The sequence below is a fragment of the Streptomyces sp. NPDC087310 genome, assembly GCF_044744405.1.
GTDB lineage: Bacteria > Actinomycetota > Actinomycetes > Streptomycetales > Streptomycetaceae > Streptomyces.
In genome coordinates this window covers 264445-275634 of record NZ_JBIUYF010000008.1, presented here as the reverse complement: position 1 = coordinate 275634, position 11190 = coordinate 264445, and the positions used below count along the sequence as shown (strand labels likewise).

11 protein-coding genes are annotated in these 11190 nt (G+C 73.4%); 6 read left to right on the top strand and 5 right to left on the bottom strand.

The window, feature by feature from the left end; all coding sequences use genetic code 11:
* Positions 1-112: 112 nt before the first annotated feature.
* Entirely contained in the window at positions 113-658 is a 546-nt protein-coding gene (locus ACIO3P_RS29810; RefSeq protein ID WP_329824457.1) for a helix-turn-helix domain-containing protein, read from the top strand.
* Positions 659-679: 21 nt separating this feature from the next.
* Here ACIO3P_RS29810 and ACIO3P_RS29805 read toward each other — a convergent pair whose 3' ends face one another.
* The gene (locus ACIO3P_RS29805; protein ID WP_401854262.1) at positions 680-1846 is read right to left on the bottom strand and encodes a TDT family transporter; all 1167 of its coding nucleotides are present in this window, start codon (positions 1844-1846) and stop codon (positions 680-682) included.
* Positions 1847-1916: 70 nt separating this feature from the next.
* Here ACIO3P_RS29805 and ACIO3P_RS29800 point away from each other — a divergent pair, with 70 nt between their 5' ends.
* A complete protein-coding gene (locus tag ACIO3P_RS29800; protein ID WP_401854264.1) occupies positions 1917-2864 on the top strand; it encodes a LysR family transcriptional regulator in 948 nt (315 codons plus the stop codon).
* Here the strand turns inward: ACIO3P_RS29800 and ACIO3P_RS29795 are convergent.
* The 3 genes from ACIO3P_RS29795 to ACIO3P_RS29785 form a co-directional block, all read right to left on the bottom strand.
* On the bottom strand, positions 2820-3584 hold the full coding sequence (locus tag ACIO3P_RS29795) for a gamma-glutamyl-gamma-aminobutyrate hydrolase family protein (RefSeq protein WP_401854267.1): 765 nt from the start codon (positions 3582-3584) through the stop codon (positions 2820-2822). The genes ACIO3P_RS29800 and ACIO3P_RS29795 overlap by 45 nt on opposite strands.
* Before the next feature lie 86 nt (positions 3585-3670).
* The gene (gene eat, locus ACIO3P_RS29790; protein ID WP_329824453.1) at positions 3671-5140 is read right to left on the bottom strand and encodes an ethanolamine permease; all 1470 of its coding nucleotides are present in this window, start codon (positions 5138-5140) and stop codon (positions 3671-3673) included.
* 204 nt (positions 5141-5344) lie between these two features.
* The gene (locus ACIO3P_RS29785; RefSeq protein ID WP_401854496.1) at positions 5345-6076 is read right to left on the bottom strand and encodes a FadR/GntR family transcriptional regulator; all 732 of its coding nucleotides are present in this window, start codon (positions 6074-6076) and stop codon (positions 5345-5347) included.
* Between the two features lie 99 nt (positions 6077-6175).
* Between ACIO3P_RS29785 and ACIO3P_RS29780 the strand changes: the two genes are divergently transcribed.
* Genes ACIO3P_RS29780 through ACIO3P_RS29765 form a run of 4 tightly spaced genes read left to right on the top strand, consistent with a single transcriptional unit; the run spans position 6176 to position 9937 of the window.
* Entirely contained in the window at positions 6176-7540 is a 1365-nt protein-coding gene (locus tag ACIO3P_RS29780) for a glutamine synthetase family protein (protein WP_401854269.1), read from the top strand.
* A gap of 13 nt (positions 7541-7553) precedes the next feature.
* Entirely contained in the window at positions 7554-8942 is a 1389-nt protein-coding gene (locus tag ACIO3P_RS29775; protein ID WP_401854272.1) for an aldehyde dehydrogenase family protein, read from the top strand.
* A 5-nt stretch (positions 8943-8947) separates the two neighbouring features.
* Complete coding sequence (locus ACIO3P_RS29770) at positions 8948-9757, top strand: 3-oxoacyl-ACP reductase (protein WP_401854274.1); 810 nt, start codon at positions 8948-8950, stop codon at positions 9755-9757.
* A gap of 18 nt (positions 9758-9775) precedes the next feature.
* The gene (locus tag ACIO3P_RS29765; protein ID WP_329824449.1) at positions 9776-9937 is read left to right on the top strand and encodes a DUF2510 domain-containing protein; all 162 of its coding nucleotides are present in this window, start codon (positions 9776-9778) and stop codon (positions 9935-9937) included.
* A gap of 2 nt (positions 9938-9939) precedes the next feature.
* On the opposite strand, the gene ACIO3P_RS29760 is transcribed toward ACIO3P_RS29765, so the two are convergent.
* Positions 9940-11154 carry an amino acid deaminase/aldolase gene (locus ACIO3P_RS29760; RefSeq protein WP_401854276.1) on the bottom strand — a complete coding sequence of 405 codons (1215 nt, stop codon included), beginning with the start codon at positions 11152-11154 and terminating at the stop codon, positions 9940-9942.
* Between the last annotated feature and the right edge of the window lie 36 nt (positions 11155-11190).

Sequence of the window (11190 nt, the reverse complement as noted above, 5' to 3'; positions counted from 1 at the left end):
ACCCACCCTTCCGGCGTTTCCGTTCCGTCTCTGCCGCGCGCATCATGGAGGACAGCTCTTGTAGGGGCGTCAACTCTGAGAGGATGACGATCCGGTCGGGAGGGAGCCAGTCATGGACGACAAGGAAGCGCTCAGGGTGGGCGCCGCCGTCCGCAGGCGGCGCAGGTCCCTCGGCCTGACCCTGGCGGCGGTCGCGGGCCGCAGCGGGCTGTCCGTGCCCTTCCTCAGCCAGATCGAGAACGAACGGGCCAGGCCGAGCACCCGCTCCCTCGACCGGGTCGCCGAGGCCCTGGAGACCACCCCCGCGCAGCTCCACGCCGCCGCCGACTCCGCCCGTACGGTCGATGTCGTCCGGGCGGCGGAGCCCGGCCCCGGCGTACGGCGCGTGGTGCGCGGCGGGCACCAGCTCAACGCCAAGGAGTTCACCGGCGAGCAGGACACCGGCCGGGAGTACATGCACCGTAACGACGAGGTCATGTACATCGCCGACGGCGCCGCCGAGGTGGAGGCGGAGGGCCGCGCCTACCGGCTGGAGCGCGGCGACACGCTGTACCTCTCCGGTGGCGTACGGCACCGGTGGCGCGCCACCGAACCCGGCACCCGCATCCTGGTCGTCGCCGTGGCGGAGGACGTCGACGCCACCTTCGACCGGCGCTGAGCCCCGGACGGCCGTACGGGGTCACACGGCGCGCACCGGCTCCGGCGCGGGCGCCTCGGGCGCCCCCGGCAGGGCCCCGCCGAGCAGCCCGCGCACCGTGCACCACGCGGCGACCGCCCAGGCCGTCACCAGCAGCGCGAACAGCCCCACGGCCAGCCACGAGAGCGCCACCAGCCCCGTGTGGCGCGCCAGCCCCGCCGCGCCCGTCACACACGTGCCGACCGGGAAGGTGAAGGCCCACCACGTCATCGTGAACCGCATCCCGCGCCGGGCGGCCCGTACCACCAGCGCCGCGGCGAGCGCCAGCCACAGCAGCGCGAACCCCATCACCGGCACCCCGTACACCACGGCGAACGCGGACAGCGCGGCCGCGTACGGGGCGCCGACCGCCGAGGGCGCCACCTCCGCGAGCCGGCCCACGGCGGTGGTCGACTGGCCCAGCGGGCCGAGCACCAGGAAGAGCGCCGGGGTCAGCGCGAGCGGCAGCGGACCGTGCACCACCAGCCGGGCGAAGACCAGCGGCAGCATCATCAGCGTGGCCAGCAGACTCAGCCCGAACAGCGCGTAACAGCCGAACAGCAGCGCCGCACGCCCCTGACCCGCCGGGAGGTACGGCACCAGCGACGGGCCCACCGCCGCCGAGACCATCGGGGCGACCACCGGCAGCAGCCACACCGGCGACGCGTCGGCGGCGGCCGGCCGGTGTCGTACGGCCATCAGGTACGGGATCCCCACCGCGACCACGAGGCCGAGCAGCGTCCCCGCGCCGAACAGCACCGCGTCCACGGCGAGCGCCGCCCGCTCGCCCAGCACGTCGCGGCCCACGGCGAGCGTCGCGGCGCCGACGGCCAGCAGCGCCATCGCGAGACAGCCGTGGAACGGGGCCACGGCCGGGTCGAGGAGATGCGCGCGCGCCTGGTCGCGGTGGTGCAGCCAGTGGCCGGCGCGGGCGGTCAGGACCGCGGCGAGCGCCACCACCGACAGCGCCCACACCGCCACCCAGACCGCCCGCGGCACCGGCAGGGCCGGCGGCAGGGCGGCGCCCGCGGTCGCGACGATCGCGGTGCCCATCACCGTCGCGTACCAGTTGGGCCCGAGATGGCGCAGCGCGGGGCGCCGGGCACCGGGCAGGGCACCACCGGGCAGGGCGCCGGGGACGGGGCGGACGGGGTGCGCGAGGACGGCCATACGCCCAGCGTCCCGCCCGGCCACGGCCCCCACCAGCCCCGCTCTCCCTATGGGGACATAACCTGGACTTATGTCCGAAGACCCGCTCGCCGCCCCGCTCTCGCACCGGGTGCCCGACCTCGGCGCGCTGGAGCTGCTGCTTGCCGTCGCCCGGCTGGGCAGCCTCGGCCGGGCCGCCCGGGAGGTGGGCATCAGCCAGCCCGCCGCGAGCAGCCGGATCCGGGCGATGGAGCGACAGCTCGGGGTGGCGCTGGTCGACCGCTCACCGCGCGGTTCGCGGCTGACCGACGCGGGCACCCTGGTCACCGACTGGGCCCGGCGGGTCGTGGAGGCCGCCGAAGCCTTCGACGCGGGCGCGCAGGCGCTGCGGGACCGCAGGGACTCCCGGCTGCGCGTCGCCGCCAGCATGACGATCGCCGAGTATCTGCTGCCGCGCTGGCTGATAGCGCTGCGCCGGGCCCGTCCCGACACCGCCGTCTCGCTGCACGCGGGCAACTCCGTCGCCGTCGCCGAGCGGCTGCTGAGCCATGAGGCGGATCTCGGCTTCGTGGAGGGGCTGGCCACGCCCGAGGGGCTGGACTCCGTGGTCATCGGCCATGACCGGCTGCTGGTAGTGACGGCGCCCGGTCATCCGTGGGCCCGCCGCAGGAACCCGCTCGAACCGGCCGAACTGGCCGGGACGCCGCTGATCCTGCGGGAGCCGGGCTCCGGTACCCGCCAGGTGCTGGACGCGGCGCTGAGCGCGTACGGAGGCCCGGCCAGGCCGCTGCTCGAACTGGCCTCCACCACCGCGCTGAAGGCCGCCGCCGTCAGCGGGGAGGGCCCCTGCGTGCTGAGCGAGCTGGCGGTCGGCGAGGAACTGGCCGCGCGCCGGCTGGTCCGGGTGCCGGTGGCGGGCGTACGGCTCCGCCGTGACCTGCGGGCGGTCTGGCCGGCCGGCGCCCGCCCGGCCGGGCCCGCGCGCGATCTGCTGTCACTGACGCGCGGCGCCGCCCCCGACCCGCCCGTCGGGCTCTGAGGCGGCCTGGAGCGAGGCGGCCCGCACCGAGGCGCCCCGGTCGGAGGCGGCCCGGACCAGCCAGGACATCACACGGGTGTCCTCGCCCATCTCGGGGTGCCACTGGACGCCCAGCACCGGCCGCGGTTCCGGCAGCTCGACCGCCTCGACCGTGCCGTCGGCGGCGAACGCCGAGACCGTCAGCCCCGCACCGAGCTGGTCCACCGTCTGGTGGTGGTGCGTCGGTACGGCGAACTCCTCCGGCACCAGTTCCCCGTAACGGGTGAACGGCACCGGCTTCACCGGGTGGGAGCCGAAGGAGCCGACGACCGGGGAGCTGTGCCCGTCCACGTGCTGGACGAGCGTCCCGCCCAGCGCCACGTTGAGGAGCTGCATGCCCCGGCAGATCCCCAGCAGCGGGGTGCCGGAGGCCAGCGCCGCCTCGATCAGGGCCAGCTCCCACGCGTCCCGCTCCAGGGCGGGCGGCCCGGTGCGGGGGTCGGTCTCGGCCCCGTACCGCACGGGCTGTACGTCGGGGCCGCCCGCGATCACCACCCCGTCGAGCCGGGCCACCACCGAGGCCGCCGCCTCCGGGGCGTCCGGCGGGAGCATCACGGCCGTACCGCCGGAGCGCTGGACGAGCCGGGGGTAGCCGGCGGGCAGCAGCGCCGCCGGCAGCTCCCAGATGCCCCAGGCGGTGGACTCCTCCAGATAGGTGCTGATGCCGATGAGCGGCTTCACTGTGCCTCCGTGCGGGTGGTTCGTGTGCGGGTGGCGCTGGTACGGGCGGGTGCCGGTGCGGCGGCTCGGGTGCGGGCCGGTCGTGGTCAGCCGCGTTCGAGTTCGGCCTCGGCGGCGGCGAGCGCCGCGAACTCCTCCTCGGGGGCCGCGGCGACCAGCCGGTGCCGACTGTAGAAGGTGAAGTAGGCGAGGGCGACGACATAGACGCCCAGCGCGATGAACGCGGCGTCCTTGTCCACCAGGAACGTCGCCACCAGCGCGGACAGCGCGAGCACGAGGGCGACGCCCGAGGTCAGCATGCCGCCGGGGGTCCGGTACGGGCGGGGCAGACCGGGCTCCCGGCGGCGCAGCACGAGGTGCGAGAGGGCCATCAGCGCGTACGAGATGGTGGCGCCGAACACCGCCACGTTGAGCATCCGCCCGCCGTCGCCGGTGGACGCCGCGAGCGCGAACCCGATCGCGCCGGGGATCAACAGACCCGGATAGGGGGCTTTGCGGCTGCTGGTGAGGGAGAGGAATCGTGGCAGGTATCCGGCGCGGGAGAGCGCGAAGAGCTGCCGGGACCCGGCGTAGATGAGCGAGAAGAAGGAGGCGACGAGACCGGCGAGACCCGCGTAGTTCACGAACCGGCTGAGGGCGGTCGGCTCGCCGTCCCCCTGGAGCGCGACCACCAGCGGGTTGCCCGCCTCCTGGATGGCCGCCGAGCCCCGGGCGCCCGTCGCGGCGAAGAAGGTGAGGAGGGCGAGCAGCACCAGCACACCCATGGAGATCGACAGCGCCTTGGGCATCGAACGCACCGGGTCCTTGGCCTCCTCGGCGGCCAGCGGTACCCCCTCGACCCCCAGGAAGAACCACATGCCGAACGGGAAGGCCGCCCAGATGCCCAGCACGCCGTACGGCAGCCAGGAGGTGGAGCCGAAGGCGTCCGGGTCGGCGGGGATGTCGTTGAGGCCACCGGCGTCGAACTCGGTGAACGCGCCGACCGCGAAGATCAGCAGCGCCGCCACGGCGACGGCGGTCACGACGAGGCTGAAGCGCAGCGCCTCGCCGACGCCCCAGAGATGGATCCCGATGAAGATCACGAAGCAGGCCAGATAGACCGGCCAGCCGGCCGTCAGACCGAAGAGACGGAGGGACTCGACATACTCACCGATGAAGATGGAGATCGCGGCCGGCGCCAGGATGTACTCGATGAGGATGGCCGTGCCGGTGAGAAAGCCGCCCCAGGTGCCCAGCGCGCGCCGGGCGAAGCCGTAACCGCCGCCCGCCGTGGGCAGGATGGCGGACAGTTCGGCGAGCGAGAAGACCAGACAGGCGTACATCACGCCCATGAGGAGGGTGGCGATGGCCAGACCGCCGAAGCCGCCCTCGGAGAGGCCGATGTTCCATCCCGAGAAGTCCCCGGAGACGACGTAGGCGACGCCCAGACCGGTGAGCAGCAGCCAGCCCGCGCTGCCCCGGCGCAGCGCGCGCCGCTGGAGGTAGTCGCTCTCCGGGGGAGCGGCGCCGTCCGCCACGCCGGCCGGTGGGGTGCGCGAGTCCGTGCCTTCGGACATGATCGGCTCCTGCCTCGGGTAAGGGTGCGAGGTAATGGTGTGGGGCCATACCATTGCCGTCGTAACGGCCGCGCGCAAGACCCGTGCGTTAAACGGCTGTTACGGATCGGCCCCGAGGCCGATCCGCGCGTCGGGCCGCGCGTCGGGCCGCGCGTCGGACCGCGTGTCGGGCCGGGGGGCGCTCGGAGGCCGCCTCGCGGGCCCTCAGGTCAGGAAGCCCCGCAGCAGCGCCGCCGTACCGCCGCAGTGCTCGCGCGCGATCTCGCGCGCCCCGTCCGCGTCCCCGTCCAGCACCGCCCCGACCAGTGCCGTGTGCTGCCGCTGCGAGTGCTCCAGATTCCGTACGAGCAGCGGGATGCAGTCCAGCAGATCGTTCACCCCCGCCCGCACGGCCGCGTACTGCGCGGTCAGCGTGGCGGACCCGGACAGCTCGGCGAGCGTGAGATGCAGCAGCGTGTCCAGCCTGCGGTACTCCGCGAGCGGCGCCTCGTGCGTCGCGGCCAGCGCCGTACGCAGCCGCTCCGCCTGCTCGCCGGTCAGCCCGTGCGCCGCGCAGAGCCCCGCCGCTCCGACCTCCAGCACCTCGCGGAAGCGCAGCACGTCCTCGATGTCCACGGCCGCCCCGCGCCGCCGCAGCTCCTCCTCGGCGCCCAGCGCGGGCGCGTCGGGGCGGGGGCGTACGAACGTCCCGCCGTACCGGCCGCGCCGGCTCTCCAGCAGCCCCTGGTCCTGGAGGACCTTGAGCACCTCGCGCAGGGTGACCCGGCTGATCCCCAGCCGGTCCGCCAGCTCCCGCTCGGCGGGCAGCCGCTCCCCGGCCGCGACCAGCCCCAGCCTGACGACCTGGAGGATCTGCTCCAACGCCTCCTCGAACCCGTTCCCGGCCCGCACGGGCCGCAGTACCGGAGTGAGCGGGTCCGCGTCGGACGGGTCCATCGGCTCGTTCTTCCTCGCCACGTCGCCGTTGCCCCTTCCCAACCAAAGGTCTTCAGGCATACCTTATGCCTTCCGGCTGACCGAAGGAGGAGCAATCCCGTGGCAGACCGCACACCCCCGCTCTCCATCGAGGAACTGCGTGTCCTCGTCGAGAGCGGTGAGATCGACACAGTTGTCCTGGCCTTCCCCGACATGCAGGGCCGGCTCCAGGGCAAGCGGTTCGCCGCGCCCTTCTTCCTCGACGACGTCCTGGAGAACGGCACGGAGGGCTGCAACTACCTCCTCGCCGTCGACACCGACATGAACACCGTCGACGGATACGCGATGTCCTCCTGGGAACGCGGCTACGGCGACTTCGCCATGCGCCCCGACCTCTCCACCCTGCGCCGCGTCCCCTGGAACGAGGGCACGGCGATGCTCGTCGCCGACCTCGCCTGGCACGACGGCTCACCCGTCGTCGCCGCGCCCCGCCAGATCCTCCGCCGCCAACTGGAACGCCTCGCCGGCCACGGCTACACGGCGCACGTCGGCACGGAGCTGGAGTTCATCGTCTTCAAGGACACCTTCGAAGAGGCATGGGACAGCGGCTACCGCGGCCTGACCCCCGCCAACCAGTACAACGTCGACTACTCCGTCCTCGGCACCGGCCGCGTCGAACCCCTGCTGCGCCGTATCCGCAACGAGATGGCCACCGCGGGACTCACCGTCGAATCGGCCAAGGGCGAGTGCAACCCCGGCCAGCACGAGATCGCCTTCAAGTACGACGAGGCCCTCGTCACCTGCGACCAGCACGCCATCTACAAGACCGGCGCCAAGGAGATCGCCTCCCAGGAAGGCGTCTCGCTCACCTTCATGGCCAAGTTCAACGAGCGCGAGGGCAACTCCTGCCACATCCATCTCTCGCTCCAGGACGAACACGGCACCAACGCCATGGCCGGGGACGGACCCGGCGGCATGTCGCCCCTGATGCGCCACTTCCTGGCCGGACAACTCGCCGCGCTGCGCGACTTCTCCCTGCTGTACGCGCCCACCGTCAACGCGTACAAACGCTTCCAGCCCGGCTCGTTCGCCCCCACCGCCGTCGCCTGGGGCTACGACAACCGCACCTGCTCGCTGCGCGTCGTCGGCCACGGCCGCTCCCTGCGCTTCGAGAACCGGCTGCCCGGAGGGGACGTCAACCCGCACCTCGCCGTCGCCGGACTCGTCGCTGCGGGGATTTACGGCATCGAGAACGAACTGGAACTCCCCGAGGCGTGCGCCGGAAACGCCTACGCGGCCGAGTACCCCCACGTCCCCACCACCCTCGCCGAGGCCGCCGCGCTCTGGGAGAACAGCCCCATCGCCCACGCCGCCTTCGGCGAGGAGGTGGTGGCGCACTACAGCAACATGGCGCGCGTCGAGGTGGACGCCTTCAACGCCGCGGTGACCGACTGGGAGCTTCGCCGCTCCTTCGAACGTCTGTGAGGAACGACCACCCGTGAGCAACGACGTGCAGGAAGACCACGCCGCCGTACACCAGATCCTCAACCCCGCCACCGGGGAGACCATCGCGGCGATCGCCGCGACCACCGTCGAACAGGTCGACACGGCGGTACGGCGCGCCGCCGCCGCCCAGCGCGGATGGGCGGCGGCGGCCCCGGCCGACCGCGCCCGGCTGCTGCGCCGCTTCGCGACCGTCGTCGACGCCCACACGGAGGAACTGGCCCGGCTGGAGGTCCGCGAGGCGGGCCACACCCTCGGCAACGCCCGCTGGGAGGCGGGCAACGTCCGCGATCTCCTGGACTACAGCGCCGGGGGAGTGGAGCGGCTGACCGGACGTCAGATCCCGGTCGCGGGCGGCCTCGACATCACCCTGCTGGAACCGCTCGGCGTGATCGGGGTGATCGCCCCCTGGAACTTCCCCATGCCGATCGCCGCCTGGGGCACGGCCCCCGCGCTCGCCGCCGGCAACGCCGTCCTCCTCAAACCCGCCGAGACCACTCCGCTCACCGCCCTGCGCCTGGCCGAACTCGCCCTGGAGGCCGGGCTCCCCGAGCATCTCTTCCAGGTCCTGCCCGGCGCGGGCGCCGTCGCGGGCAACGCGCTGGTCGAACACCCCGGGGTCGCCAAGATCGTCTTCACCGGCTCCACCCGGGTCGGCCGGCAGATCATGGCGAGGAGCAGCGCCCTGATGAAGCGCGTGACCCTCGAACTCGGCGGCAAGAGCCCCAACATCGTCTTCGCCGACTCCGACCTCGAACAGGCCGCGGCCTCCGCCCCGATGGCCTTCCTCGACAACGCCGGCCAGGACTGCTGCGCCCGCAGCCGCATCCTCGTCCAGCGCGAGGTCCACGACCGGTTCCTCGAACTCCTCTCCTCCGCCGTCGCCTCGGTCGTCGTCGGTGACCCCTCCGACGAGAAGACCCAGATGGGCCCGCTGATCTCGGCCCTGCAACGGGAGCGCGTCAGGGCGTACGTCCCCGACACCGCGCAGGCCATCCGGGGCACCGCACCCGAAGGACCCGGCTTCTGGTTCGCGCCGACCGTCCTCACCGACGCGGCCCCGGACTCCGCGGTCGCCACCGAGGAGGTCTTCGGCCCCGTCGCCGTCGTCCTGCCCTTCGAGGACGAGGCCGACGCCGTCCGCCTCGCCAACGCCACCGACTACGGCCTCGCCGGATCGATCTGGACCCGGGACGTCGGCCGCGCCCTGCGCGTCTCGCGCGCCGTCGCCGCGGGCAATCTCTCCGTCAACTCCCACAGCGCCGTCCGCTACGCCACCCCCTTCGGCGGCTACAAACAGTCCGGAATCGGCCGGGAGCTGGGCCCCGACGCTCTCGCCGCCTTCACCGAAACCAAGAACGTCTTCCTCAGCACGGAGGTCTGAGCGCCATGACCACTCCCACGACCGACCCGACCGACCCGACCGACTTCGTCTGCCGCCGCCTGGTCGGCCGTACCGCCGTCATCACCGGAGCCGCCAGCGGTATCGGTCTCGCCACCGCGCGCCGCCTCGCCTCCGAGGGGGCGCACATCGTCTGCGGCGACATCGACGAGACCGCGGGCAAGGCCGTCGCCGAAGCGGTCGGCGGCACCTTCGTACGCGTCGACGTCACCGACGCCGAGGAGGTCGAGGCGCTGTTCCGGGCCGCCCACGACACCTACGGCAGCGTCGACATCGCCTTCAACAACGCGGGCATCTCGCCGCCCGACGACGACTCGATCCTCACCACGGGACTGGAGGCATGGAAGCGGGTCCAGGAGGTCAACCTCACCTCCGTGTACCTCTGCTGCAAGGCCGCCCTCCCCTACATGCGCCGCCAGGGCCGCGGCTCCATCATCAACACCGCCTCCTTCGTCGCCCGGATGGGCGCGGCGACCTCCCAGATCTCGTACACCGCCTCCAAGGGCGGCGTCCTCGCCATGTCCCGCGAGCTGGGCGTGCAGTTCGCCCGTGAGGGGATCCGGGTGAACGCGCTCTGCCCGGGGCCGGTCAACACCCCGCTCCTCCAGGAGCTGTTCGCGAAGGACCCGGAGCGCGCCGCGCGCCGGCTCGTGCACATCCCGCTGGGCCGGTTCGCCGAGGCGGAGGAGATCGCGGCGGCCGTCGCCTTCCTCGCCAGCGACGACTCGTCCTTCGTGAACGCCACCGACTTCCTGGTCGACGGCGGCATCTCGGGCGCGTACGTCACCCCCCTGTAGGCCGCACAGGCTGGGCCGATGGCCATGACGACCCCGCCGGTCCGGTATCCCGACCAGCACGTCCCGTCCACCGAACGCCGGTGGAACGGGACCGCCTGGACGGCGCACACCCGCCCGCTCGGCGCGTCGCGCGCGTCCCCAGGGACACCCGGTGGGTCCGGCGGGCGGGGGAGCCCCTGAGGTCAGAGAAAGGTGCGGCCCTCGCCCCGGTACGTGGGCACGGACGCCACCACGCGGTCGCCCTCGACCAGCCGCAGGGTGTCGAACCGCTCGCACAACTCCCCGGCCTTGGCGTGCCGGAACCACACCTTGTCGCCGATCAGCAGATCGTCGGCCGCCGCCCCGAGCAGTGGGGTCTGCACCTCGCCGGGCCCCTCCTGCGGGTCGTAACGCAGCCCCTCCGGGAGGTACGGGACGGGCAGCCGGTCGGCGCCCGCCGCGCCCGACGCCGGGTAGCCGCCGCCCAGCACCGTCACCACACCGACGCCCGGCCTGCGCACCACGGGCTGGGCGAACAGCGCCGCCGGACGGCCCGTGAACGAGGTGTAGTTGTCGAAGAGCCGCGGCACGTAGAGGCCCGAGCCCGCCGCGATCTCCGTCACCGCGTCCTCCGCGGCCGTGTGCTGGACACTGCCCGTGCCTCCGCCGTTGACGAACTCCAGGTCGGGCGCGACGGCCCGTACGGCGCGCACCACCGCGGCGCGCCGCTCGGCCAGTTCCCCGCGGGCGACGGACTGCATCAGCCGGATGACGCGCGAGCGCACCGGCCGGCCCGCCAGGGCGTCCCCGACCCCGGCCACATGTCCCTCGTACGCCATGAGTCCGACCAGCCGGAATCCGGGGCGCCGGGCTATCGACCTGGCCAGCTCGGCCAGTTGGGCCGGCTCGCTCAGCGGGGATCGCAGGGCGCCGATCCTGATCCGGCCGCCCAACAGCCGCAGGGCCGTGTCCAGTTCCAGACAGACCCTCACTTCCTCCCGGCCGCCTTCGCGCGCGGCGTCGATCAGATCGAGATGGGCCGGGTCGTCGATCATCACCGTGACGGCGGCGGCGAGTTTGGGGTCCGCGGCGAGTTCGGCGTAGGCGGCGCGGTCGGCCGACGGATAGGCGAGGAGCACGTCGTCGAAGCCCGACCGGGCCAGCCACAGCGACTCCGCCAGTGTGAACGACATGATCCCCGCGAAGCCGTCCCTGCTCAGCACCCGCTCCAACAGGGCACGGCAGCGCACCGACTTGCTCGCCACCCGCAGCGGCTTGCCGCCCGCCCGCCGGACGAGGTCGTCGGCGTTGGCGTCGAAGGCGTCGAGATCGACCAGCGCGAGCGGCGCGTCGAGGTGGGCGGTCGCCCGGTCGTACCGGGCGCGGTCGGTGGCGCGCGGGGGTGGGGACGGAGTCATGGACCGAGCTTGCCAGAGCGGATTACCGCGCGGTAG